This is a genomic window from Dechloromonas sp. A34 (genome assembly GCF_026261605.1).
Taxonomy (GTDB): Bacteria; Pseudomonadota; Gammaproteobacteria; order Burkholderiales; family Rhodocyclaceae; genus Azonexus.
This window is the reverse complement of record NZ_CP102486.1, coordinates 516,602-540,731: the sequence shown is the minus strand read 5'-3', so window position 1 is coordinate 540,731 and position 24,130 is coordinate 516,602. Positions and strand designations below refer to the sequence as shown.

At 60.3% G+C, this 24,130-nt stretch carries 22 protein-coding genes and 1 riboswitch; of the genes, 12 read left to right on the top strand and 10 right to left on the bottom strand.

The window, feature by feature from the left end:
* Window positions 1–24: 24 nt before the first annotated feature.
* Window positions 25–408: an IS66 family insertion sequence element accessory protein TnpB gene (tnpB, locus tag NQE15_RS02705; RefSeq protein WP_265942632.1), complete on the bottom strand. Its 384-nt coding sequence runs from the start codon at window positions 406–408 to the stop codon at window positions 25–27.
* Window positions 351–725 (bottom strand): transposase, encoded by a 375-nt coding sequence (locus NQE15_RS02700; protein ID WP_265942633.1) that lies wholly within the window; start codon window positions 723–725, stop codon window positions 351–353. The genes tnpB and NQE15_RS02700 overlap by 58 nt, the downstream gene beginning before the upstream one ends.
* Before the next feature lie 461 nt (window positions 726–1,186).
* Between NQE15_RS02700 and NQE15_RS02695 the strand changes: the two genes are divergently transcribed.
* On the top strand, window positions 1,187–1,591 hold the full coding sequence (locus tag NQE15_RS02695) for a hypothetical protein (protein ID WP_265946288.1): 405 nt from the start codon (window positions 1,187–1,189) through the stop codon (window positions 1,589–1,591).
* A complete protein-coding gene (locus NQE15_RS02690) occupies window positions 1,576–2,157 on the top strand; it encodes a PEP-CTERM sorting domain-containing protein (RefSeq protein ID WP_265946286.1) in 582 nt (193 codons plus the stop codon). The genes NQE15_RS02695 and NQE15_RS02690 overlap by 16 nt, the downstream gene beginning before the upstream one ends.
* Before the next feature lie 198 nt (window positions 2,158–2,355).
* Here NQE15_RS02690 and NQE15_RS02685 read toward each other — a convergent pair whose 3' ends face one another.
* Complete coding sequence (locus NQE15_RS02685) at window positions 2,356–2,715, bottom strand: hypothetical protein (RefSeq protein ID WP_265946284.1); 360 nt, start codon at window positions 2,713–2,715, stop codon at window positions 2,356–2,358.
* Between the two features lie 644 nt (window positions 2,716–3,359).
* Between NQE15_RS02685 and NQE15_RS02680 the strand changes: the two genes are divergently transcribed.
* From NQE15_RS02680 to NQE15_RS02670, 3 genes are all read left to right on the top strand, one after another.
* Window positions 3,360–5,444: a methyl-accepting chemotaxis protein gene (locus NQE15_RS02680; RefSeq protein ID WP_265946282.1), complete on the top strand. Its 2,085-nt coding sequence runs from the start codon at window positions 3,360–3,362 to the stop codon at window positions 5,442–5,444.
* Window positions 5,445–5,597: 153 nt separating this feature from the next.
* Window positions 5,598–7,061: a D-alanyl-D-alanine carboxypeptidase/D-alanyl-D-alanine-endopeptidase gene (dacB, locus tag NQE15_RS02675; RefSeq protein WP_265946280.1), complete on the top strand. Its 1,464-nt coding sequence runs from the start codon at window positions 5,598–5,600 to the stop codon at window positions 7,059–7,061.
* Window positions 7,058–7,669, top strand: a complete 612-nt coding sequence (locus NQE15_RS02670) for a YitT family protein (protein WP_265946278.1) — start codon at window positions 7,058–7,060, stop codon at window positions 7,667–7,669. The genes dacB and NQE15_RS02670 overlap by 4 nt, the downstream gene beginning before the upstream one ends.
* A 4-nt stretch (window positions 7,670–7,673) precedes the next feature.
* Here NQE15_RS02670 and NQE15_RS02665 read toward each other — a convergent pair whose 3' ends face one another.
* The 6 genes from NQE15_RS02665 to ubiA form a co-directional block, all read right to left on the bottom strand.
* Entirely contained in the window at window positions 7,674–8,081 is a 408-nt protein-coding gene (locus NQE15_RS02665; RefSeq protein WP_265946276.1) for a DUF4870 family protein, read from the bottom strand.
* Window positions 8,082–8,089: 8 nt separating this feature from the next.
* Window positions 8,090–8,614: a GNAT family N-acetyltransferase gene (locus NQE15_RS02660; protein WP_265946274.1), complete on the bottom strand. Its 525-nt coding sequence runs from the start codon at window positions 8,612–8,614 to the stop codon at window positions 8,090–8,092.
* A 24-nt stretch (window positions 8,615–8,638) separates the two neighbouring features.
* Window positions 8,639–10,009: a peptide-modifying radical SAM enzyme CbpB gene (gene cbpB, locus NQE15_RS02655; RefSeq protein ID WP_265946272.1), complete on the bottom strand. Its 1,371-nt coding sequence runs from the start codon at window positions 10,007–10,009 to the stop codon at window positions 8,639–8,641.
* Window positions 10,006–10,161 carry a modified peptide precursor CbpA gene (cbpA, locus tag NQE15_RS02650; protein ID WP_265946270.1) on the bottom strand — a complete coding sequence of 52 codons (156 nt, stop codon included), beginning with the start codon at window positions 10,159–10,161 and terminating at the stop codon, window positions 10,006–10,008. The genes cbpB and cbpA overlap by 4 nt, the downstream gene beginning before the upstream one ends.
* Before the next feature lie 84 nt (window positions 10,162–10,245).
* Window positions 10,246–10,435: riboswitch (cobalamin riboswitch) on the bottom strand.
* Window positions 10,436–10,465: 30 nt separating this feature from the next.
* Window positions 10,466–11,929, bottom strand: a complete 1,464-nt coding sequence (gene ubiD / locus NQE15_RS02645; RefSeq protein WP_265946268.1) for a 4-hydroxy-3-polyprenylbenzoate decarboxylase — start codon at window positions 11,927–11,929, stop codon at window positions 10,466–10,468.
* Entirely contained in the window at window positions 11,926–12,801 is an 876-nt protein-coding gene (gene ubiA / locus NQE15_RS02640; RefSeq protein ID WP_265946266.1) for a 4-hydroxybenzoate octaprenyltransferase, read from the bottom strand. Before ubiA ends, ubiD begins: the two co-directional genes overlap by 4 nt.
* A gap of 123 nt (window positions 12,802–12,924) precedes the next feature.
* Here ubiA and NQE15_RS02635 point away from each other — a divergent pair, with 123 nt between their 5' ends.
* The 7 genes from NQE15_RS02635 (at window position 12,925) to NQE15_RS02605 (ending at window position 22,053) form a co-directional block, all read left to right on the top strand.
* A complete protein-coding gene (locus NQE15_RS02635) occupies window positions 12,925–15,012 on the top strand; it encodes a cache domain-containing protein (protein WP_265946264.1) in 2,088 nt (695 codons plus the stop codon).
* A complete protein-coding gene (locus tag NQE15_RS02630; RefSeq protein ID WP_265946262.1) occupies window positions 14,981–15,631 on the top strand; it encodes a response regulator transcription factor in 651 nt (216 codons plus the stop codon). The genes NQE15_RS02635 and NQE15_RS02630 overlap by 32 nt, the downstream gene beginning before the upstream one ends.
* A 157-nt stretch (window positions 15,632–15,788) precedes the next feature.
* Entirely contained in the window at window positions 15,789–16,139 is a 351-nt protein-coding gene (locus NQE15_RS02625; protein WP_265946260.1) for a c-type cytochrome, read from the top strand.
* A gap of 110 nt (window positions 16,140–16,249) precedes the next feature.
* Window positions 16,250–17,191 (top strand): DmsE family decaheme c-type cytochrome, encoded by a 942-nt coding sequence (locus NQE15_RS02620; RefSeq protein ID WP_265946258.1) that lies wholly within the window; start codon window positions 16,250–16,252, stop codon window positions 17,189–17,191.
* A 19-nt stretch (window positions 17,192–17,210) separates the two neighbouring features.
* On the top strand, window positions 17,211–19,277 hold the full coding sequence (locus NQE15_RS02615; RefSeq protein ID WP_265946256.1) for an MtrB/PioB family decaheme-associated outer membrane protein: 2,067 nt from the start codon (window positions 17,211–17,213) through the stop codon (window positions 19,275–19,277).
* Between the two features lie 129 nt (window positions 19,278–19,406).
* The gene (locus tag NQE15_RS02610; RefSeq protein WP_265946254.1) at window positions 19,407–21,398 is read left to right on the top strand and encodes a cytochrome C; all 1,992 of its coding nucleotides are present in this window, start codon (window positions 19,407–19,409) and stop codon (window positions 21,396–21,398) included.
* Window positions 21,399–21,576: 178 nt separating this feature from the next.
* Window positions 21,577–22,053 (top strand): hypothetical protein, encoded by a 477-nt coding sequence (locus NQE15_RS02605; RefSeq protein ID WP_265946252.1) that lies wholly within the window; start codon window positions 21,577–21,579, stop codon window positions 22,051–22,053.
* Between the two features lie 37 nt (window positions 22,054–22,090).
* Here the strand turns inward: NQE15_RS02605 and NQE15_RS02600 are convergent, their stop codons facing one another.
* Window positions 22,091–23,818, bottom strand: a complete 1,728-nt coding sequence (locus tag NQE15_RS02600; RefSeq protein ID WP_265946250.1) for an MFS transporter — start codon at window positions 23,816–23,818, stop codon at window positions 22,091–22,093.
* Between the last annotated feature and the right edge of the window lie 312 nt (window positions 23,819–24,130).

Here is a 24,130-nt window from a genome sequence, read left to right as displayed (position 1 = left end):
GTGGACTTCCCCAATGGTGGACCGTCAAACAATCCGGATCACACCGCCGTCAGCCAGTCGTTCCCATGGCAGACCGAGGACGAGTGCATCAAACTGCGGCCGGCTGAGCTCGACGCTGCTGTTGCCGTGCCGCCAGCAGAATCGCCCCTGATTGAGCCGACGGTTCGCTAGCCAGATACCGTATCCATCATGGACCAGCACTTTCATCCGGTTGGCTCGGCGATTGGCAAACAGATAGGCATGGTGGGGTCGGGCTTCGCCAAACATCGAGACGACCCGGGCCAGGATCGTCTCGGTCCCCGCCCGCATATCCAGCGGCGTGGTCGATAACCACAGGGCATCGACCCGAATCACCGTAGCCAATCTCGCAACCAGGCGGCGCAATCGCTCGCCGCCTGTCCAGGCCATTCAATCTTCACCGCCGTGTTGCCACGCCGAACTTCGATCCGAATGTCGGGGATGCTTGAGACGATGGGTGGCATCGGTACCGGCACAAAGGCGGGTTCTGTGCCGCGCGCCGGTGAAATCGACCGTGCCGGCAGGCTGCGGCTCGGTGGCTCAATGCCCCGTTCCCGCATCCAGCGACGGACCTGATTCGCATTGACGCTATTGGCCAACGCAATGCCGGCAACTGAAGCGCCGGCCTCACAACAGGCAGCAATCACTGCCTGCTTGAACTCCTCGGGGTGAGTCCGCCTGCGGCGGCTCGGCTTCTTAACTTCCATCGATCGTGTCCACCATCTTTTTTAGTGGACACTATCTTCACGGTCTAAGCCGTCAATTCACAGATGAGTTCGCCGGGCGCTTACAGATAACCCGCCTCAGATTTGAAGGCTCGACAAAGACGTTGCCGCGCCAGTAGCCCTTGCCATCCATGCCACTCCCTCTCCCGTTGGGTTTGCGCAGACCGATAAATTCGACGGATGACGGACTAACCCGGATATCTATTGAAAACTCCCGATCCGGTCTCGATGGGCGATGGTGTTGCGAGCGAACGAAGCATAGCTGCTCCAATTGAGTCCGCCTTTGAGCGAGGCAATCAGGCTAATTATTGTCGAGAATTTTTACAGACACGTGTTCCAAGGCCAGTAAATCAAAACAATTCTCAATAATTTCATGCAATTAATAGATCTGGCGCGGAATGTGCTGCCTATAAATCATGCAACCCCAACTAGTAGGTGCCGCCGTGAAAACGCTTAAATCTCTGATTATTGCAACGACCGTATTGGCCGTTTCGCCTGTCTTCGCAGCCCCCGTCCCGGTACTCAATTTCCCGGCACCGGGCTTGCCGTATTCAGACAACTACGGAGACTTCACCTCCTATTCGATGCCTATCCTGGACTGGGCGTCGACATCAATGAGTGGACCAGCCTACATGTTCAATACGGCCAACACGATTCAGGACGCGCTGGTCATTGGCACAGGCTCGGGCGGAAACCAAAACAACCAGGACTTGGGCTTGGCCGGAACTGTCCAGGATGGTTTTGACTTTCCCAATCTTGCCGGCAACGCGACAGGTAATTATTCGACCTCCACCGCTACGGGGGGCCGACGTGGAACATCTCGCTGGCTGCATTGCGCGATTACCTGACCTTCGATGGCATTCAGCACGACTTGGTAGCCTATTTCAATAACAATCAGCAGAAAGCTCAGGGTTCGAATGACCTTTGGGCCTGGGCACAAGTCACACTGGTCGGCAGTGGCGGCCCTCAAACCTTTACATTATTCAATGCCGCCTCCGGGTCGCCCAGCGCGTTTGGTCATGGCGATTACGTATTCAGTGGTGGTCCGATAACCCTGTGTTACAGCAAAGAATTCGCGCTCGCGAAACCAGCAGATATCGTTGCTTGTGATGGGTCGGAAGTAGACAGCCACACCTTCGAGCACAATATCGGCCAAAACGATGTGTCATACGCAATCTTCTCGGCGGCGCTAAACGATCTGATCTGGTCGGATGACTTCACCGAGATGCAGGTAAGAGTCGACTTTCAGGATCTAAACAACGGTTTTGAAAACCTGTTTATTGGCGCAGCTTGCGTCGGACCCAATGGTTGTACTACCACCCAAGTTCCCGAACCTGCAACTCTCGCACTGTTTGGGCTTGCTTTGCTCGGAATGGGGTTTGGCCGTTTCCTGAGGGCATCTGCAAAAGGCTAATCACAACAACGCCAGGCGCGAACATCAAGGGGATGCTGTGGCATCCCCTTTTTATTGCCACCCATCAGTGCCTGCTAAGCGCTTTGCAACCAACCAGTCAGCAACAAATGGCTGCAAGCACTAGATTCCGATCGTATGGACGAAGAGTCCACCGGACAATATGGCCTAGTCCGAAAATGTCGCTAGGCAGCTTGCCCATCAGGCAATATTTTCCGAGTTCCCGAGTGACTCGAAGGCTCGACTGATGGCTTCCCTTTTCGCCTTTCTCTGGGCCAGGAAGGCCGCCATCCGCTTGAACCATTCGCTCTGCGAGATTTCATCCTCTTTCACCGTTGGCATGCGACGTTCAACTTTTCGCCGGCGCTCGCTCCATCCGGCAGGTGGCTCTCCATCGCCGGTTCGTCTGTCGCAGGCATTTCGCAACTCCCGCCCGACGCCCGCTTCCTGTTTACTGCTTGCCATGTGTCCCCCTTTTTTCAATACCGTACTGACTCTACGCACATTGAACTGCCCCGTAATCGAGAAGACTGGAGGCTCGGGAAAAAGTTCTGATTTCATCAACAAATGCAGAGGTCGGTAGTGTTCGCCAAAGAACTCCCGAGTAACAAATCGTAAATGGCGGATACAACGGAGTTTGGCCGGGGTCTACGTGGCGTGACCTGATCGGAAGGAGACGATCGTGAAACGCTATCTGCAAACTGTTCGCCGTCTTGCCATAATCGGATTGGCGATTTCTGCCCTCGGTGCCTGCGCGGTCGTGCCCTACAATTCGTCGGGGTATTACGGACCGCCTGATCGGACCTACGTCCCGCTGGTTCCCATCCCGGCCCCCTACTTCCACTACCGACATCACGGCCATCACTGGCGCCACGGTCATCGAGGCTATCGGTAAGCCCCCGGCAACCCCAACGATCCGCACGTTCCAGCCTCTGGAAACGATGCGAAAAATAAGGCCTGGTGATCCAGGCCTTTTCACTGATGCTAGAGAGTGGCCGCGTTGAATTATTTGCCGGCCGGAGCGTGCCAATCACCGGACAACACACCATCGACATATGCCATAGAAATATAGACAGAATGACATTTGAAAATCCGCTCCAGCATTGACTCTTCGGCGTTTTGCCGAAGTCACCAAGCAACTGAAAATTCACTGATTTAACCTATAGAATCGCTCGCATCAGCCGCCCGTCGAGTCCACCAAAAACATGAAAAACAACCAGCCGGTTACCCAAAGAGAAGTCCCCTTTCCACCCGACACCTATCTGGTTTCACGAACCGATCTCACAGGTGTACTCACCTACGTCAACGATGCCTTTGTCGCCATCAGCGGCTTCAGTCGTGACGACCTGATTGGCCAGAATCACAGCGTCGTACGCCACCCGGACATGCCCGAAGCCGCCTTCCGCGACTTGTGGAGCACCGTCCAGTCGGGCCTGCCGTGGCAGGGTCTGGTCAAGAATCGCTGCAAAAATGGCGATTTTTACTGGGTCGAGGCCGTCGTCGTCCCACTCAGGAAGAATGGCCAGATCACCGGCTTCCAGTCGGTACGGACATCCCCGGACCGGGAAAAGCGGGCCACCGCCGAGGCCATGTACGCGGCGGCGGGGCAGAAAGGCTCCCTGCCCGCCACCGGCAAACGCACCTTGTCGCTGCGTACCCGGCTCTGGATGGCCGTTGCCGCCATTTTGGCACTGATGACCCTGATCGGTCTGGCCGGCATCAAGGGTCTGGCGGAAACCGATCAGCAGTTGGGGCAGATGTTCACGCAAAAACTGCTGCCCTCGAACGCGGCCAACCGGATGATGGCGCTGCTCACCGACAACCGTTCGCAGATCATGCTCGGACTGCAGCACGACCCGGCCAATCCGAACTCGAAACTGCATGAACATTCGCTGAGCCTGCATATCGAGGCGACATTGAAGAATCGCGAGGAAATTAACGCCCGCCTCGAGGAACTCAAGAAACTGCCGCTCAGCGACAAGGAAAAGGAACTGCTCGCCAAGTTCGGCGACACCCGCGAGCGCTTCTCCAAGGAGGGGGTCAATGTCGCCCGCGAACTGCTCAAGGAGGACAAGTTCCAGCAGGCCAACGAAGTGCTGCTGCTCAAGATCAACCCGCTGTTTGCCGAAATGCGGCGCGATGGCGAAGCCCTGATCCAGGAGTTCTCGGCCAGCGCCGAGAGCGACTTCATGGTCGCTGAAGAGCGCTACCGGACGACCCGCAACATCATCATCGGCTGCCTGGTTTTCGCGCTGCTGATTGCGCTGATCGGCGGCGCCCTGCTTGTCGCGGCCATCGTCAGGCCGATCCGCAAAGCCATCGCCCACTTCGAGCAGATCGCCGAAGGCCGGCTGACCGACGATATCGATGTTTCCGGCCGCGACGAACCCGGTCTGCTGTTGTGCAACCTGGCGACCATGCAGGCGACCGTCAAGGTCATGCTCGACGACATCAAGACGGCATCGAGCGCCATCGCCACCCGTTGCCGGGATCTCGAATCCCAGCTCGCCCGCGTCGCCGAACAATCCGTCCAGCAACAAGCCAGCGTCGAAGGCGTCGCCGCCGCCACCGAGGAATTCAGCCAATCGGTCCAGGAAGTTGCCGCCAATGCCCACGACACCGCTGCGGCCGCGCGCGAATCGCAGGAACAGGTCAGCCAGAGCAATAGCAACATCAACCAGAGCATGGCCGCCACGACGCGGGTGGTCGAAGCCGTCCATAGCTCGAATTCGACCATCGACCAACTCAAGCATTCGATCGCCAAGATCGGCGACATTACCAAGGTCATTGCCGACATCGCCAGCCAGACCAACCTGCTTGCCCTGAATGCGGCGATCGAGGCCGCCCGCGCCGGCGAACAGGGGCGCGGTTTCGCCGTGGTCGCCGACGAAGTGCGCAAGCTGGCCGAACGAACGACAACCTCGACCGCCGACATCAACAACACTGTCGGTGAAATCCAGTCGGTTACCGCCCAGGCCGTGGCCAGCATGGATCTCGCGGCCAGCGAGGTAGAAACCGGCATCGGCAAGCTGCGTGCGAGCGTCGCCGGCCTGGAAGGGATCACCCATTCATCGAGCCAGGTCTCGCTGATGGCGGCGCAGATTTCCGATGCCGCCCGACAGCAGGGTGTAGCCAGCGAAGAAGTCGCCGGCAGCATGCAGCAGATCACCGACCTGATCGACCAGAACACCAGCTCGGCCAAAGCCGCCAAGCACGCCGCCGACGACTTGCTGGAAACCGCCCGGCGCCTGGACACACTGATCGCCGGCTTCGAGCTTTACCGGAAATAATTCCGGCCACGTAGAATGGGGGCTTCCCGGCCCCCATTCCATTGCCATGCACCCACTCCCGCGCAACCCGGCCGCTGCCGAAACCTTCGCCCCTGGGGCCAGCCGTTGTTTCCATGGCCGGAGCGACCGGAATGGTGCCCCGGCACTGAACGCATGAAGCGCCTGGGCACGTTGCTGCTCGGGCTCGCCCTCTCGCTTGGCGTGCTGGCTGAGGGCTTGCCGCCTACGGTGCTGAGCGCCCTGAAGGTAGCGCAGATTCCTGCGACCAGCGTCGCCGTCGTCGTCCAGCCGGTCGATGCACCAGCACCGCTGGTCGCCCACAACGCGACGCAGGCGATGAACCCGGCCTCGGTGATGAAGCTGCTTACCACTTACGCCGCACTTGACCTGCTCGGCCCGGCCTTTACCTGGAAGACCACAGCCTGGATTGAGGCCGCGCCGGCTGACGGCGTGTTGAACGGCAACCTCTACCTGAAAGGCAGCGGCGATCCGCGTTTCGCCATCGAACACCTGTGGGCCCTGCTCCGCCAGTTGCGGGTACGCGGCATCACCCATATCGCCGGCGATGTCGTGCTCGACCGCACGGTCTTCGATGTTCCGGCAATCGACCCCGGGGCTTTCGACGACAAGCCGATGCGCCCCTACAACGTCGGCCCGGATGGTCTGCTGATCAATTACCGCGCCCTGCGCCTGACTCTGCAGCCGGACAACGGCCGACCGCGCGTGCTGCTCGAAACGCCGAGCACCAACCTGCGCCTCGACAACCAGTTGCGCAGCGGCGACGGTGGCTGTAGCAGCAACTGGAAAGACCTGATCGACATCCACCTGATTCCGGAAAACGGCGGCCAGCGCCTGGAACTGAGCGGCAGCTACAGTGCCCTGTGCGGGGAGAAGACGCTCAATCTCGCCCCGCTGCCGGCCGATGCCCAGGCTGCCGGCCTGCTCCGCAGCCTGTGGCAGGAACTCGGCGGCACGCTGGCCGGGCAGGTGCGCGGCGGCAGCGTTGCCATCGGCAGCAAGCTGCTCGCCCAGCATGAGTCGGCGCCGCTGGCCGACGCCGTGCGCGACATCAACAAGTTCAGCAACAACGTGATGGCCCGCCAGGTTTTCCTGACCTTGGGCAACGGCGCCCCGCAGGAAACCCTCGTGGGAGCTACGGCACCGGCCACCGCCGAACGCGCCCGGCAGCGCGTCGCCGACTGGCTGGCTGCCCGCAACCTGCGTTTCGCCGAACTGGTGCTCGACAATGGTTCCGGCCTGTCACGCAGCGAACGGATCAGCGCCAGCAGCCTGAACCGCCTGCTGCAGGACGCCTGGAAGAGCCCGGTGATGCCCGAATTCATCTCGAGCATGCCGATCGTCGGCATCGACGGCACGATGAAGAAGCGCCTGAACGGCTCGGCGGCGACCGGCCGCGCCCACATCAAGACCGGCACGCTGGACGGCGTCAAGACTGCCGCCGGCTATGCGCTCGATGCCCAGGGCCGGCGCTATGCGGTCACCTTCTTCATCAACCACCCACGAGCCCAGGCCGGCAGCGCGGCGATCGACGCCTTGATCGCCTGGGTCGCCCAGCGCCGGGTTGGCGAGAAGTCCGTCGTGCTGGAGAGCGAATGAGCCAGCCGGAAGCGGCCGTCCGCCACACGCTGTTCGAGGACGCCCAGGCCCTGCTCGTCGCCCCGCTCTTCGTCGCCTTCGCCGTGCTGCTTTTTCGTCACGCCGGCCTGCTCACCGGCGGCACGGTCGGCATCGCCTTCCTGATCCATTACCTGAGCGACTGGCCAATCAGCCTACTGCTGTTTGCCATCAACCTGCCCTTCTATTTCCTGGCCGTGCGCTCGATGGGCTGGTCGTTCACCATCAAGACCTTCATCGCGGTCAGCCTGCTCGCCATCTACACTGAGATACTGCCCTCGCTGATTGCGCTGCAGTCGCTGGACCGCGCCTTCGCGGCGATCATGGCCGGCTTCCTGGCCGGGGTTGGGCTATTGATGCTGATCCGCCACAAGGCCAGCCTGGGTGGTCTGGGCATCCTCGTCATCCACCTCCAGAACACCCGCGGCTGGCGAGCCGGCAAACTTCAGATGGGTGCCGATCTGATGATTCTGGCGGCCGCCGCCTTCGTGCGCGATCCGCTGAGCATCGCGCTATCCATCCTCGGCGCGCTCGCCCTCAATCTGGTGATCGCGGTCAACCACAAGGCCGGCCGCTACATAGGCATCTGAGGCCTCAGGACCCGACCGGCCGGACACCTGCCAGGGCCACCCAGCCGCGCACGACGCGGTAGCCGACCCATAGCCCGAGCAGGGCGATCAGGATCCAGGCGAGTGGAATGCCAATGATGGTGATGATCAGCAGGCCATAGACCACCAGCCACAGCGCAGTGAACCAGAAGGTCCGGATCTGCCAGCGGAAGTGGCTTTCCAGCCAGGTACCGGCGACATCGCCGCGCTTCAGGTAATTGAGGAAGACGGCAATCAGCGACGGCAGGCCGAAGACGAAGCCGCCGGCCACGCTCGCCGCTGAGGTGACGCCGATCAGCACGGCCAGGGCATGCAGGCCATAGATGACGTGAGTCAGCTGGACCAGCGACGGACGCACGCCGTGCAGATCGGGAACGGGAAGCGGTGCTGGCATGCGACCTCCTAGAGGTTCTTTTGCAGAAACAAGGCCTGGCCGGCAGCCGGGTCGAGCACATAGGGCGCGAAGCCGGCCCGTTCGTAGGATGCCATGGCGCGGGCATTGTTGGACAGCACTTCCAGGGTCAGCTTGCAACAGCCAAGCTGGCGGGCACGTTGTTCGGCCCACTGCAGCAGCGCCTGGCCGACGCCCCGGCCGCGGCGTTCCCGGCGCGTCACGATGTCGTGGATATTGAGCAGGGGCCGGGCCGCGAAGGTAGAAAAGCCGGTGAAACAGTTGATCAGGCCGACCGCCTCGTCGCCGGCGAAGGCCAGCGCGCCATGGAAGCTGGGCACGGCCCGGAGTTCGCGCACGAGATTGTCTTTGGCATAAGCCGAAAGCCCGGCGCCGCCGCCCATCGGGTCGCGAGCGTAGTGTTCCAGCAGGTCGAGGAAGGCTGCGGCGTGCTGCGGTTCGTTGAGATTGGTGTCACGAATGACGAGATTGGTGGTCATGACAAACAGCGCCCGAAAAATGACAGAGGGCGTCATGTTAAGACGCCCTCCGGCATTTCTTCAACTCAGCGCAAAAACGGTTTCCGTCCCGTCGTCCCAGCCGTCCCACAGATAGTCGTCGGCCTTGCCGTCGGCGATCAGGCGCAGAGCGTAATTGACCTGTTCCTTGTAGAAATCGCAGAAAGCGCCGATCTTGTCCATGCCGCCGTTCATCTCGAAGGCTTCGGCCGGACAGGGCGAGCCACAGAAATGACGGATCGCGCAGTCGCCACAGGGGCTGAACTTGTCGACATCGCGCGTCGTCACCGTCTGGAAGGCCGTCGAGGCCAGAGCCGCCTCGACGCCATCGACCAGCAGGTTGCCGCCCCGGAAATTGGGCAGGCCGATGAACTCGCTGCACGGATAAAGGCTGCCGTCGGCGGCCAGCGCGAAGAAGGCACGCCCACCGCCACAGGGCGAGATGTCGCACATCAGGCGGCGCGCCGTCGGGGCCAGGATGCCGATCAGGATATTGGCGAAGTTGGCCACCATCAGCTTGCGGCCGGTTTCCTGGTACAGCTCGTGGGTGCGGTCCATGGCGGCGAAGAAGGCCTTGGCCATGTCGCCGTCGGCCGGCTTGACGCCGCGCGCCCCGGGCAGGGTGCAGCGCACGGTGTTGAGCATGCAGGTCGGCACCTCATGGGCGTGGAACAACTCGACCATGCGCGTCAGGTAAGGCAGGTTCTCGGTCGTGCAGGTCGTGATGACGCTCCACGAGCCGTAGCCACGCAGCTTTTCCATGGTGCGCAACACCTTGTCGTGCACACTCTTGCCGCCCCAGGTCCGGCGCGTCGCGTCAGTGATCCCGGCGACCGGGCCATCGAGCGAGAGGCCGATGCTGACATTGCGCGAGGTCAGGAAGTCGAGCGCCGCATCGTCGAGCAGCGTGCCGTTGGTCTGCAGCCCAAAAACGAAATCGTCGCCGAAGGCATCGATCGCCTCGAACACCGCCGCCTGGTTCATCAGCGGCTCGGCGCCGTGGAAGATGGCGCGCGGCTTGCGGCCGTCCGGCATCACCGAACGGAAGTAGTCGCGCAGCTTGCCCAGCGAGGCGAGCAGCGTCACGGCCGGCATGTGGCTGCCGCCGCTGCGCTGGGTATCGGGCAGGTAGCAGTAGGTGCAGTTGAGGTTGCAGCGCTCGGTCGGATTCAGATAGACGCCGGAGGGCTTCAGGCCAAATCGCAGGGCATGCAGTTCCTGCCGGAAACCCTCGGCCTTTTCGCGATAGGCGGCGAGCGTGGCCGGATCGAGCCCCTCGCCGACCTTGTTCTTGTCGACCAGTGCCCAGAAGGCGGTGTCCGGATCGGTTACCGCGGCGTAGATATCGTGGCCGATATCCACCGGCAGGAAATGCGGGTCGCGCAGCGCTCCCGCGGGAAGCGCTGCGGTCATTTGGCCGCCTTCTTGTCCATCAGCACATAGTGCGACAGGCCCATGCCTTCCGGGTTGCAGCTCTTGCGCACGGCGATGGTCGGAACGGCCGGGGCGGCCTGGTTTTCAGTCGTTTGCGGGGTTTTGACGGTTGAAGTCACGGTTTGGGTCATGTTCCACTCCTCGGGAATGCAAAAACAAAAAGGGCTCCGGCTCACCGCACGCTTCTCGCATGCAGTCAGCCGGAGCCCTTGCCTTGGCTCCAGATTGGCATCGATTCGTCTTCTGGCTTCCGGATCAGCCGAAGCGCTGCGCCTTCCCTGCGCGGTATGCCCCGCAAGTGGCTGGTCTGGCGACCATGCAGTCTTCGTCCCCGGTTACAGCGGCGGGCCCGCCACGGATTCGCACCGTGTTCCGTATCTCGATACCGATAGGAGCGCGGATTCTCTCAAAACGCCGCGGAAACGGTCAAGCTTCCTAAAGACCTAGTTCCTGCCACATCGTGTCGACCCGCTGCTTGACGTCGCCATCCATGACGATCGGCCGCCCCCATTCACGGGTCGTCTCGCCCGGCCACTTGTTGGTGGCATCGAGCCCCATCTTGGAACCGAGGCCAGCCACCGGCGAAGCGAAGTCGAGGTAGTCGATCGGCGTGTTGTCGACCAGCGTCGTGTCGCGTGTGGCGTCCATGCGCGTCGTCATCGCCCAGACCACTTCCTTCCAGTCGCGGATGTCGATGTCGTCGTCCACGACGATGATCGTCTTGGTATACATGAACTGACGCAGGAAGGACCAGATGCCAAACATGATGCGCTTGGCGTGACCGGGATACTGCTTCTTGATGCTAACGATAGCCAGCCGGTAGGAACAGCCTTCCGGCGGCAGGTAGAAATCGACGATTTCCGGATACTGCTTCTGCAGGAGCGGCACGAACACTTCATTGAGCGCGACGCCCAACACGGCCGGCTCGTCGGGCGGCTTGCCGGTGTAGGTGCTGTGGTAGATCGGATTCTTGCGCATGGTGATGCGCTCGATGGTGAACGCCGGGAACTCGGCCTGCTCGTTGTAGTAGCCGGTATGGTCGCCATAGGGGCCTTCGAGCGCCATCTCGCCGGGATGGATGACGCCTTCGAGGACGATTTCGGCCGAAGCCGGCACTTGCAGCGCCGAACCCAGGCATTTGACCAGCTCGGTCTTGCCGCCGCGCAGCAGGCCGGCGAACTGGTATTCCGACAGCGAATCGGGCACCGGCGTCACGGCGCCGAGAATGGTCGCCGGGTCGCAGCCGAGCACCACCGCCACCGGGAAAGGCTGGCCGGGATTGGCCAGCTGGTGATCACGGAAATCCAGCGCCCCGCCGCGATGCGCCAGCCAGCGCATGATGACCTTGTTCGGGCCGAGCACCTGCTGGCGGTAGATACCGAGATTCTGGCGGTTCTTGTGCGGGCCCTTGGTGACGACCAGGCCCCAGGTGATCAGCGGCGCAATGTCGCCCGGCCAGCAGTGCTGGATCGGCAGTTTGGCGAGATCGACGTCCTTGCCCTCCCAGACGATTTCCTGGCAGGGCGCACTCGACACCGTTTTCGGCGCCATGTTCATGACCTGCTTGAGGATCGGCAGCTTGTCCCAGGCATCCTTCAGGCCCTTGGGCGGCTCCGGTTCCTTGAGGTAGGCGAGCAGCTTGCCGACTTCGCGCAGCGCCTGCACCGATTCCTCGCCCATGCCGAGCGCGACCCGCTTGGGCGTGCCGAACAGGTTGGCGAGCACGGGAATCGTGTGCCCCTTGGGCTTCTCGAACAGCACGGCCGGCCCGCCGGCGCGCAGCACGCGGTCGCAGATTTCGGTCATTTCGAGGCGGGTATCGACCTCGACGCCGACGCGCTTGAGTTCGCCGGTCTTTTCCAGCTGCGACATGAAGTCGCGGAGGTCGTGATATTTCATGGGATCAGGTAGCTGACGACGATGCCGACGAAAATCGCAGCGCCGACGTAATTGTTGTGGAGGAAGGCCTTGAAGCAGGGCATGCGTTCGCGGCCACGGATCCAGGTGTAGTGCACGGCCATGATGCCGGCGGCGGCGGCCAGACCGGCGTAGAACGGCCAGCCGAGTTGCCGCGAGTAACCGATCCCGCCGATGATGCCCAAGGTAACGGCATAGCAGGCCATCACCGCCGCCACGTCGAACCGCCCGAAGGTGATCGCCGAGGTCTTGATGCCGATCTTCAAGTCATCCTCACGATCGACCATGGCGTACTCGGTGTCGTAGGCAACGGCCCAGAAGACGTTGGCGAGCAGCAGCCACCACGCTTCGGCCGGGACGCGGTCGAGATGTGCGGCATAGGCCATCGGAATGCCGAAACCGAAGGCGATGCCGAGATAGGCCTGGGGAATGGCGAAGAAGCGCTTGGTAAACGGATAACTGGCCGCCAGGAAAAGCGCCGGCACCGAGAGCCAGATCACCAGGCTGTTGCGCAACATCAGGACAAGCGCGAACGCCGCCAGCGACAATCCGGCGAACAGCCACAGCGCTTCCTTCGTCGTTACCTTGCCGGCTGTCAATGGACGCTCTTTGGTGCGCTCGACGTGCTTGTCGAAATCGCGGTCGGCATAGTCGTTGATGACGCAGCCGGCCGAGCGCATCAGCACGGTGCCCAGCGCGAATACCCAGACCACCGTCCAGTCCGGCTGGCCTAGCGCCGAAAGCCAGAGCGCCCAGAAGGTCGGCCAAAGCAGCAGCAAGATGCCGATCGGCTTGTCGAGCCGCATCAGCTTTTCATAGAGATCGAGTTTTTCCTTGAGGGCGTGCCAGTTCATAGTCCGGCGATTTTACCCTGCCTGATGCGGCCAACTGCACGTGGCTAGCCGCAACGAGCCGCAGGCATGTAAAGTGCAGTCGCTGGCAGTCCCGATCAAGTGCAAGAGTAACGAGGAATATGGATGCTCAATAGATTGCGCGGTTTGCTGGAAGCCGTCCGCCACAACGCGTCGGCCAGCGCCGTGCTGATGCTTGCGGCCGTGATGATTCTGGCCACCGCCGCCACGTCGTCCTTCCTGCTGGCCGACTTGCGCCAGCAGGAACTGCGTGCCGCGCGCGGCCAGATCGCCAGCCTGAGCCGCATTCTGGCCGAACAAACGGCCCGTACCTTCGAGGGGGTCACGCTGACCATGCGCGGCACCCGGGAGCGCATCTCGGATGACATTGGTCGCAATTTCGAACTCGACAGTTTCCCGATCCACCTGTTGCTGAAGGCTCGGGCCGACAGCCTGCCGCAAGTGCGCTCGCTGTTCGTAATCAGCAGCGACGGCTACGGCGTCAACTCGTCGCGCGCGGACTTCATCCGCGACCTCTCGGTCAAGGAGCGCAGCTTCTACCGCTATTTTGCCGAGGGAGGCACCAGCGACCAGTTCATCAGTCCGCCCGAACAGGCCAGGATCGACGGGCTGTGGACTTACTACCTGAGCATGCGCCTGCTCGATGCCCAGGGGAAACTGCGCGGCATTCTCGTCGCCTCGATCAGCATCGACCATTTCGAATCGCTCTATAACGATATCGCACTCGATTTCGGCGCCCGGGTTCGGCTGCTCAATGAGAATGGAATTCTCCTGACCGGCAAACCCCACGACGAAAATTCCCTCGGCAAACGGGTCGCCACGGACGGCGTACTGGCAGGCCTTCAGCAGAAACCCGCTGGCACCCTGCTCGAGACCAGCGAGGAATCAGCTGCCGGAACGACCTACCTGGCCTTTCGCAAAGTCGCCGACTATCCGCTGGTCATCGCTGTCAACATCGACCAGGAAAGAGCGCTGGCCAACTGGCGACGGATCTCCCGGCCGATCATCGTCGGCGTCACCGGTGGCCTGCTCTTCATTCTGACGATCACCTTGCTGATGGTGCGTAACCTGCTGCGCAAGGGCGCCCTGGAGGCGGCTCTCAAGGCGAGCGACGAGCAACTGCGCCATCTCGTCCAGTCGGTCGAGGATGCCATCGTGATCGTGGACTCTGCAAAAAAGATCGTGCTCTTCAACCACGGGGCGGAAACGATGTTCAGCCTCCACGCCGAGCAGGCGATCGGTGCCGATGTCGAACAACTACTGCTGCATTGCCAATGCCAGCCGCAAAGCGCCAGCCTCCTCGACTATCTCGAACAGGGTTGGCGTGCCGAGGCCGGCCTGGCTCTGATGGCCAGCGTCGAGTTGCTACGGAACGGGGAAGCATTCCCGGTGGAAATGAGTTTGTCGACCACCACATTTCATGGCGAGATTCTTCTCACCGCGATCTTTCGCGACCTGACCGAACGCCAGCGCGCCGAACGGGCCTTGCTCGAAAGCAACCGGCAACTCCACCAACTGTCGGCCGCCCTGGAAAACGTCCGCGAGGAAGAACGCTCGCGGATTTCCCGCGAGATCCACGATGAACTCGGCCAGTTCCTGACCGGCATCCGGATGGAGGTCTCCTGGCTGAGCAGCCGGCAAGCGGGGAAAAATGACGAACTGGCGGGCCGGCTCGGTTCGATCAAAGGCCAGATCGACCAGACGATTTCGGCCGTACGGCGCATTTCCTCCGAACTCAGACCACTGGTCCTCGATGATCTCGGCCTCGCCGCGGCAGCCAGCTGGTACGTCGACCAGGTAGCGGCCCGCACCGGCCTGGCGATCACCCTTACCCTGCCTGACGACGAGTTGCCGCAGGGAAGCCCGATTGCGACGGCGCTTTTCCGCGTCCTGCAGGAATCGCTGACCAACATCACCCGCCATGCCCAGGCCAGCCACGTGCAGATCGATCTTCGGCTGGCTGACGATCGATGGATTCTTTCCATCCGGGATAACGGTTGCGGCTTCCAGCTTGCGGAACAAAGCCATTCCGGGATCGGTCTGATCGGGATGCGCGAAAGGGTACAAATTTTGCATGGAACCCTTTCCATAGTCACTACACCCGGCGGTGGCACCTTGGTTGAAGCGACAGTACCATTCGAAAAAAAAACGGAGGATGACAATGCAAAAAATCGAGGTGTTGTTAGCGGATGACCACACCATCATCCGTCACGGCCTGAAGCAGATCCTGTCGGACACCGAGGACATATCAGTCGAGGGCGAGGCGGCCAACGGCAACGAGGTCCTGCTGCGGGTCCGCGAGCGCAACTGGGGAGTCGTGATCCTTGATATTTCAATGCCCGGACGCAGCGGCCTGGATCTGATCAAGATTCTCAAAGAAGAGAAACCAGAGCTCCAGATTCTCATTCTCAGCATGCACCACGAGGAGCAATACGCAGTGCGCGCCTTGCATGCCGGCGCTTCCGGCTACCTGACCAAGGAAAGTGACAGCGAGGTATTGATCTCCGCCATTCGCCGCATTGCTGGCGGCGGGGTGCATGTCAGCAACAAGGTCGCCGAATTGATGGTCCGCGATATCCGCCCGAGCCATGGCCCCCTCCCCCACACCCAGCTTTCCGACCGCGAATATCAGGTTTTCAACATGCTGGTCAGCGGCCTTGGCCTGACTGAGATCGGCGCCCGCCTCTCCTTGAGCGTCAAGACCATCAGCACCCACAAGACGCACATTCTGGAAAAGATGAAGCTGGCCAACACAGGCGAACTCATTCGCTATGCGATAGCCCACCAACTGGCGGAAGCAAACGATTTCTGAAAATCGGGAATAGGAAATTTCCTATACCAAATTTAATCCTTCGCCGATGTTGATGCGAATGGCTGCTGGATAGACTGCCCGAGAACAATTAGGCCAATTGGCCTAGTACATCGGCCGGGGGCACGAGGCTCTCGAAATTTCTCAGAATGGGGAAAAAATGAAAACCAAGCTTGCTCACCTGACACTGGTGTTGTCCTCGACCGCCCTCCTTGCCTTTTCAACAGGCGCCACTGCCGCTGTCGACGCGGAAGCGGCCAAGGCGCTGGCCAAAAAGAATGACTGCCTGAAATGCCACGCCATCGACAAGACCAAAAAGGGCCCCTCGTACCAGAAGATCGCCGCCAAGTACAAGGGCAAGGAAGCCGAAGGCGAACAGAAGATGTACAAGAACATGACCACCGGGCCGAAGGTCAAGCTTGAGGATGGCACCGAAGAAGACCACAAGATCATTGAGACCAAGGATCAGGCCGAAATCAAGAATCTGATTTATTGGATTCTCTCGCTGTAAATCGATTACGTGTAACACCGTGCCCAACCTTCCGTTGGGCGCGACCATGGGGAAAGTCTGGGGGTTCTATGAAAGTACGACAATTACTGGCGTTGACGGCATGCGTCAGCATGTTTTTCTCAGGGGCTGCACTTGCTGCAGACCCTCCCAAGGCTCCGGCCAAGGAAGCCCCCAAAGACCTGATCCTGAAGGGCGATGCCAAGTGCACCGGCTGTCACGACGAGGCCGACGATACCAAACCGACGATGCTTGATCTGAGACCCTCGGTACTTGCCATCGGCAAGACCAAGCACGGCACCGTCGCCGACGGTCGCACCCCGACCTGTACCGATTGCCACGGCGAAAGCGAAAAGCACCTCAGCCACAAGGGCAGCGGCAAGCCACCCAAGCCCGATCGCTGGTTCGGCAAAAAATCCGACACTCCCGTTGAAGCGCGTAATGGCTCCTGTCTGACCTGCCACCAGGGCGGTGCCCGCATCGGCTGGCAAACCAGCGCCCACGGCACCCAGGACGTCGCCTGTAGCTCCTGCCACAAGGTTCACGCCGCCAAGGATAAGGTACGCGACAAACTGACCCAGACCGAAACCTGTTTCACCTGCCACAAGGAACAGCGCAGTCAGGTCAACAAGCCTTCGCACCACCCGATCGTCGAAGGCAAGATGACATGCTCGTCGTGCCACAACGTTCATGGCGACAACCCCAAGCAGCTAATCAAGGCCAGCACCAACGAAACTTGCTACACCTGCCACATGGAAAAGCGCGGGCCCTTCATTCATAACCATGAACCGGTATCCGAAGACTGTGGCATTTGCCATAACCCGCATGGCACGACCATCGCCAATTTGCTCAAGAGCAGACCCCCATTCCTCTGTCAGGATTGCCATTCTGGTACCAACCACCACCGCAGTCAGGTCGGTGCCCTGCCTGCCAACCCGAATACGAGTTCGGGGAATTTGGGCACCGTCGGGCGTGGCTGTCTTAACTGCCATACCAATATTCACGGTGGCAACAGTACCGAAAACACTGCGAACGCCGGCCGCTTCCGCAAATGATCACGAGGGGAAGATAATCATGAGCACGATTAAACAAACGTTCCGGCTGACGGCGCTGTCTGCAGCATTGATGATGGCCTTTGGCCCTGCACTGGCTGATGAGGCCGAGGTTAACGAATTGATCAAGCCGGACAGCAGCGTTTCGCTTGGTATCGGCAACTGGTCTGGTGATCGACATCAGCAAGGCATCTATGACGGCATGCGGGAAAAGGGTGTCTATGGCCTGCTCGACGCTGATATCATCAAGCGAGACGATGCCACGGGCACTTGGTACACCCTAAAGGCCCAAAACCTGGGACTTGAAAATCGGGAATTGCGCATAGATGTGTTGCGCCAGGGCAATGTCGGCGGTTACTTTGAGTACAACAAGACGCCAAGAGACAACCCTTGGACCTTTAATACCGGTTTACAGGGTTTGGGAACGTCGCGCCAAATTGTTAGCGGATCAGGAGCGCTTGCTTTCCCCAAACGCCAAGTTGAGTTGGGGACAGTCCGTGAAATGCTGAACGGCGGGTTCTACAAGAATCTATTGCCAGGGCTCGATTTCAAGATCGATTTTAAGAATGAGGAAAAGACAGGGACGCGTCAGTGGGGGGGCGACGGCCCGCGCTTCCTAGCTGAGCCGATCGATAACACGATTCGTCAGTTGGAAGCCACACTGCAATACGCAGGGACAAAACTTCAACTGTCAGGCGGCTATTACGGTAGCTGGTTCGAGCAGAATAACGGTGGCCTGGTGTCGTTTGGCACTAATGTCGCGGCTCCGGCCCTTCCTGCTCTGACCCACTTGTCTCAACCTTTGAGCAATCAGGCACATCAAGGCTTCATCGACGGCGGCTACAATTTCACCCCGACAACTCGTGGGACTTTTAAGGTAGCTTACACGCGGGCGACACAAGACGAGCAGTTCCCAACCCGGAGAGTGGCCCCAACCTTGGCAGGCTCTCCTTCGAGTCTTGATGGCCGGATTGATACGACACTGGTACAACTGGGCATTAGTTCGCGGCCCCTGCCGAAACTGTCGCTCAATGCCAATCTGCGCTACCACGATGTCAATGATAAGACTCCGGTGGCACAGTTCATCGCTGGCAACCTCGGCTTCAACACGCCACACACCTTTACCAAGACCTCTGGAAAGCTGGAAGGCACTTACCGCCTGCCGCAAAATTTCAGCCTCACCGCTGGGATGGATTATTACACGCAGGACCGATCCGTACCTTCGCGAGGGCAGTGGCTGGTTCCTTACAGAACCGAGCTTAATGAAACGACCTACCGTCTGCAGCTGCGCCGTTCCTTCGACGACAACCTGAACGGGTCCATTGCCTATCTTTATAGCGACCGGACCGGGTCAACAACCCTCCTTGCCACTACCGGCGATTTGAATGAGAGCCGAATCTCGCCGATGCATATCGCCGACCGCAAGCGGGACAAGGTTCGTGCCAAGATCGATTGGGAACCGCTCGATAAGTTGTCTCTCCAATTCGCGGTAGAGGGCGCACGCGATGACTATGGAAGTAACAATCAACCTTGGGGCCTCAAAGAAGGCAGTGCCTGGCTGACCTCACTGGATGCCAGCTACACGTTTAACGACGACTGGAAACTGAATGCCTGGCTCTCTCATGAAGACATGTCTTCAACACAGGATGTTGCGCCAACTGCTGCTATTCAGCCCGCCAACAAGGTAAATCTCGAGGAAGTAACCAATTCGATTGGTCTGGGCCTGCTTGGCAAGATCACTTCAAAATTTAGCTTTGGTGCTGATCTGGAATGGTTGCGCAGCGTCACCAAGCACAACCAGAACCTCAGTATCACGACCTTCACTGCCAACTTCCGACCTGTACCCGACATTGAGAACAAACTGACCCGCATCAAGTTCAAGGGTATCTACGCAGTTGCCAAGAATGCTGACATCCGCCTCGATCTGGTCCACGAACGTTGGCTGACCGACGACTGGAGCTGGAGTGCGGCTGGCGGAGTGCCCTTCTGTTATACGTCATGTACCGGTATTGACGGCACTACGGTGACGGCATCGCCGACTCAGAATTCGACGTTCGCCGGCCTGCGCTACATCTACAAGTTCCAGTAATTGCTGCAGCAGACAATGACTTGACTACCTAGGAGGGGGCCGGGAATCACCCGCCCCCTTTTTTTCCCCCAAGTTATTGATTTATCATCTTATAAAAATAAAAAAAACAACAGAAAGGATTGGGAGATCATGCGATTAACCAGTTTTGTTCCAAGAGTTCTCGCCAGCCTTGCCTGCCTTGCGGCCGGTACGGTTCTGGCGCTCGAATCGCCGGCAAAATCATCAACCCAGCGGACGGCGGCCCTCGACAACGCGACATGCCTGACCTGCCACGATGCAAGGAAGAAAAAGATTCAGGTGGCCGATGCCGAAGGCAAGAAGCGGGCGCTAGCCCCGGTCGCTCAGGGCAAGCACAGCAAGAGCGTCCATGCCAAGGTGCAGTGCGTAGACTGCCACACCGACATCGTCGACAGCCAGGCCAATCACAAGAAATCCGAAGGCACGGTGCCGCCGGATTGTGCTACCTGCCATGCCAAGTTGTGGGATGAGGCCAAGGCCAATCCTGCCGGCAAGGAACGCCTCGGCATCGTGGCGCAGAACATCGACGCCTACAAAAATTCCTTCCATGCGCGACCCGATGCCGACCATCCGGAGCGCCCGAAAGCGGTCTGCAGCGACTGCCATTCCACCCACGACTTCGCGGTGCCGACGCGCGGCACCCCCGAGCGCGAGCAATGGCGCCTGACCATTCCCAACACCTGTGGCGCGAAATGCCACGAGGAACAGCTCGAGGACTACGAAAGCTCGGCCCATGGCAAGCTGGCGATGGGCAAGGAGGACCCCAAGGGTGCCGTCTGCTCGGACTGCCATACCACCCATGAAATCCGTGGCGCCTCGTCCGATCCGTTCAAGCTGCTGAATGTCGAAGCCTGCGGCGATTGCCACCAGGAAGAACTGCACAGCTACCGCGACACCTACCACGGTCAGGTCAACAAGCTGGGCTATACCTACACCGCCCGCTGCTCGAGCTGCCATGGCAGTCACGACATCAAGGGGGCCGATGACCCGGCCTCCAAGGTGCATGTGAATAATCGCCTGAAGACCTGCCAGCAGTGCCACAACGACAAGAAGCCGGGCATGGTGACGGCCACCGCTGGTTTCGTCACCTTCGGACCGCATGCCAACAGCCATGACTTCGAGAAGTATCCGCAGATGTGGATCGCCACCAAATTCATGGTAGCCCTGCTGATCGGGGTCTTCGCCTTCTTCTGGGCACATTGCGGCCTCTGGTATTACCGCGAGTGGCAGGAACGCAAGGCCCACAAGACAGTCGCCCGCGTCGACACCGAAGCCCTCGGCCTGTCCGGCAAGCACTTCGAACGCTTCCCGTTGGGCTGGCGCGTTGCCCACCTGGTCTTCGCCCTGGTCACCATGACCCTGATCATCACCGGTACCTCGGCGATGTTCTCGGGCAGTAGCTGGGCGCCGGTTGTCGCGGCCGCAGTCGGCGGACCGAAGATTCTCGGCATCATCCACCGCGTGGCCGCGGCGCTCTTCATCGGCATCTTCGTCATCCACTTTGTCTATGTGATGCAGCGACTGTTGCGCGACAAGAACTTCCGCTGGTTCGGACCGGATTCGCTGATCCCGAACTGGAAGGACCTCGCAGATTGCTGGGGCATGTTCAAGTGGTTCTTCGGCAAGGGTCCGAAACCGCAGTTCGATCGCTGGACCTACTTCGAGAAGTTCGACTACTGGGCGGTCTTCTGGGGTGTCAATGTGATCGGCTGGAGTGGCCTGATGCTGGCCTTCCCCCACGTTACCGCGACCTACCTGCCGGGCTGGGTATTCAACGTCGCGACCCTGGTCCACGGTGAAGAAGCCTTCCTCGCCGCCGTCTTCCTCTTCACGGTGCACTTCTTCAACAATCACTTCCGCCCGGACAAGCTGCCGCCGCCAGACGTAGTGATGTTCACCGGCACCCAGTCGATCGAGGAATTCCGCAAGGAACACCCAGCCCACTATCAGCGGATGGTGAAGAGCGGCGAACTGGAGAAGTATCTGGTCGATGCGCCATCCAGGCAGATGCATGTCGGCTCGGTGATCCTCGGGCTGACCCTGATCACCGTCGGGTTGGTGCTGCTAGTTCTGGTAGCGATCGGCTTCTTCGGCGGCCATTAAGCCAGCGACTGGTCATCAACGGGGGAGGGGGAGTTTCCCCTCCCCCGTTTTTTTCGTCGGGCCATGGCGCGGGATGTTGCCTCAGGAAAGCAAGCCCTTACGCTTTGTTACACTCAAATCGTCAGCGAATGCAGGTACATCTCGTTAATTAGGAACCACCCCGAAAAGGAATCGATTCATGAAACGCTTTTTAGTCGCTGCTGCCATTACTGCAGCCGCCCTCAGCACCCCGGCCCTGGCCACCGATGTCGGTGTCTCGGTCAATATCGGCCATCCAGGCTTCTATGGCCGCCTCGATATCGGCGGCTTCCCTCCTCCCGTCCTGCTCTACCCGCAGCCGATCCGCATCGAACGCGGCCCGGTCGGTCGCCCGCCGCTCTACCTGCGTGTCCCGCCCGGCCATGCCAAGCACTGGCGCAAGCACTGCCATCAGTACGGCGCCTGTGGCGAACGGGTCTATTTTGTCCGTGACGACTGGTACAACCATGAATATGCCCCACGCTACCGGGAGCGTCACGATCACCGTCGCGGTTATGACCGCGATGACCGCCGGGATGATTACCGGCATGACCGCCGTGATCATCGAGGCGACGATCGCCGCCGTAATCACGATGAGCACGATCATGACCGCGGTCGTGGACGCGGCCGGGACTAACTAAGGAGCCTGCGGCAGGAGTGCTCCTGCCGCAGGTCTAACGGCCCGAGCCCCGCAGCACCTGTACCACCTTCTGCAATTCAGCCGGGGTAGCCGCCTCGGGCGGCATGGCCGAGCCTACCTGCAGGCCAATGCGCGAAAACAGTCCGCGGCGGAATGGTTTCTTCATCACAGCACCATCGATCCGCGAGAAATAGCTTCCCCATAGCCCCGTCAAGGCCATCGGCACGACCGGTACCGGATCGCTCTCGAGCATCCGGGCAATGCCCGGCCGGAAAGTCTGCAACTCACCGTCGGGCGTCAATCCACCCTCCGGAAAGATGGCTACCAGTTCGCCATTTTTCAGCGCCGCGGAAACCTCGGCAAATGCCTTCTCCATCAGCACCTGATCTTCCTTGGCAGAAGCGATGGGAATCGCCCGGCCGTGGCGGAAGATGTAGCTGAGCAGCGGCAGCCCGAAGATACGATGGTCCATCACGAAGCGCACCGGGCGCGGCGAGGCGCTCATGACAACCAGCGAGTCGACGAAACTGACATGGTTGCAGACCAGCACCGCCGCCCCTTCTTCGGGAATATGCTCGGCCCCTTCCGTGCGCAGCCGGTAGGCCGCCTTGATCAGCAGCCAGGCCATGAAGCGGATCAGGAACTCAGGCACCAGGCCATAGATATAAACCGCCACGACGGCATTCAACAACGCCGCGATACCGAACAACGCCGGGATCGACAGGCCCGCTCCCAGTGCGGCACCCGCTCCCAGCGCCCCGACCACCATGAACAGCGCATTGACGATATTGTTGGCGGCAATGATCCGCGCCCGATGGGCCGGCGAACTGCGCAACTGCACCAGCGCGTAGAGCGGCACGATGAAGAAGCCGCCGAACAGGCCGAGCATCATCAGGTCGAACAGCACGCGCCAGATCGACGGCAGGCTGAGCAACGCCGAGAGTGAGTGGGCCGTCGTGCCGACCAGGCCGACCGGCGAAGCGAAATAGAGATCCAGTCCGAACAGCGTCAGGCCGATCGAGCCGAAGGGCACTAGCCCGATTTCGACGTGCTTGCCCGACATCCGCTCGCAGAGCATCGAGCCGATGCCGATACCGACCGTGAACGTGGCGAGTAACAGCGTCACCGACGACTCGCCGCCGACCAGAACGTTCTTGGCATATGCCGGAAATTGCGCCAGAAACAACGCCCCATACAGCCAGAACCAGGAGATACCGAGGATAGACAGGAAAACCGTGCGATTCTGGCGCGCGAAATTGATATTGCGCCAGGTTTCGGTCAGGGGGTTGAGGCTGACTTTCAGTTCGGGAGCCGGGGCCGGTGCGGGCGGGATGCCACGGCTGGTCAGATAGCCGGCGAAAGCGACGATGAAACCACCAGCCGCGATCCAGGCCGGATGTTCCACCGAGCCGGCAAGCAGCCCGCCAGCCAGGGTGCCGATCAGGATAGCGACGAAGGTGCCGGCCTCGATCAACGCGTTGCCGCCGACCAGCTCCTCCGTATGCAGATGCTGCGGGATGATCGCGTACTTGACCGGCCCGAACAGCGTGGAGTGGAGGCCAAGCAGGAAGAGCGCCCCCATCAGCACCGGCAGGCTATGCAGCGCGAAACCGGCGGCGGCGATGCCCATGATGGCCATCTCCAGCACCTTGACCAGCCGCGCCAACTTCGCCTTGTCGTACTTGTCGGCCAGCTGCCCGGCCGTTGCCGAGAATAGGAAGAAAGGCAGGATGAAGATGCCGGCCGCCAGATTGGCCAGCAACTCCGGCTTCAGGGTCGTCCACTGCGCCGCCTGAAAAGTCAGCAGGACAACCAGGGCGTTCTTGAACAGTTATATCCGACAGGTAAACCGTTCTCTGAGGAACCCCGCGTGACAAAGGGCTTCCTGCCCTCACCTGTGAACTCAGTGGTTTGCACTTAACAGCAAGGACTACCTCGGTTCATTCCTGAAAAACAGCTAATCCATTTCGCAGGTAAAAATTCGTTCAAAAACACAACCACAAGGAATATAATCAGCTGTAACTCTTTGATAGTAAAGACTTTATTATACATCAACAGAACATTTTTGACAAGT

What these genes read in the sequence shown, in the direction of transcription:
- tnpB (WP_265942632.1), bottom strand. Translation starts at nt 408, where the DNA reads ATGGCCTGGACAGGCGGCGAGCGATTGCGCCGCCTGGTTGCGAGATTG.
- NQE15_RS02700 (WP_265942633.1), bottom strand. Translation starts at nt 725, where the DNA reads ATGGAAGTTAAGAAGCCGAGCCGCCGCAGGCGGACTCACCCCGAGGAG.
- NQE15_RS02685 (WP_265946284.1), bottom strand. Translation starts at nt 2,715, where the DNA reads ATGAAATCAGAACTTTTTCCCGAGCCTCCAGTCTTCTCGATTACGGGG.
- NQE15_RS02680 (WP_265946282.1), top strand. Translation starts at nt 3,360, where the DNA reads ATGAAAAACAACCAGCCGGTTACCCAAAGAGAAGTCCCCTTTCCACCC.
- dacB (WP_265946280.1), top strand. Translation starts at nt 5,598, where the DNA reads ATGAAGCGCCTGGGCACGTTGCTGCTCGGGCTCGCCCTCTCGCTTGGC.
- NQE15_RS02670 (WP_265946278.1), top strand. Translation starts at nt 7,058, where the DNA reads ATGAGCCAGCCGGAAGCGGCCGTCCGCCACACGCTGTTCGAGGACGCC.
- NQE15_RS02665 (WP_265946276.1), bottom strand. Translation starts at nt 8,081, where the DNA reads ATGCCAGCACCGCTTCCCGTTCCCGATCTGCACGGCGTGCGTCCGTCG.
- NQE15_RS02660 (WP_265946274.1), bottom strand. Translation starts at nt 8,614, where the DNA reads ATGACGCCCTCTGTCATTTTTCGGGCGCTGTTTGTCATGACCACCAAT.
- cbpB (WP_265946272.1), bottom strand. Translation starts at nt 10,009, where the DNA reads ATGACCGCAGCGCTTCCCGCGGGAGCGCTGCGCGACCCGCATTTCCTG.
- cbpA (WP_265946270.1), bottom strand. Translation starts at nt 10,161, where the DNA reads ATGACCCAAACCGTGACTTCAACCGTCAAAACCCCGCAAACGACTGAA.
- ubiD (WP_265946268.1), bottom strand. Translation starts at nt 11,929, where the DNA reads ATGAAATATCACGACCTCCGCGACTTCATGTCGCAGCTGGAAAAGACC.
- ubiA (WP_265946266.1), bottom strand. Translation starts at nt 12,801, where the DNA reads ATGAACTGGCACGCCCTCAAGGAAAAACTCGATCTCTATGAAAAGCTG.
- NQE15_RS02635 (WP_265946264.1), top strand. Translation starts at nt 12,925, where the DNA reads ATGCTCAATAGATTGCGCGGTTTGCTGGAAGCCGTCCGCCACAACGCG.
- NQE15_RS02630 (WP_265946262.1), top strand. Translation starts at nt 14,981, where the DNA reads ATGCAAAAAATCGAGGTGTTGTTAGCGGATGACCACACCATCATCCGT.
- NQE15_RS02625 (WP_265946260.1), top strand. Translation starts at nt 15,789, where the DNA reads ATGAAAACCAAGCTTGCTCACCTGACACTGGTGTTGTCCTCGACCGCC.
- NQE15_RS02620 (WP_265946258.1), top strand. Translation starts at nt 16,250, where the DNA reads ATGTTTTTCTCAGGGGCTGCACTTGCTGCAGACCCTCCCAAGGCTCCG.
- NQE15_RS02615 (WP_265946256.1), top strand. Translation starts at nt 17,211, where the DNA reads ATGAGCACGATTAAACAAACGTTCCGGCTGACGGCGCTGTCTGCAGCA.
- NQE15_RS02610 (WP_265946254.1), top strand. Translation starts at nt 19,407, where the DNA reads ATGCGATTAACCAGTTTTGTTCCAAGAGTTCTCGCCAGCCTTGCCTGC.
- NQE15_RS02605 (WP_265946252.1), top strand. Translation starts at nt 21,577, where the DNA reads ATGAAACGCTTTTTAGTCGCTGCTGCCATTACTGCAGCCGCCCTCAGC.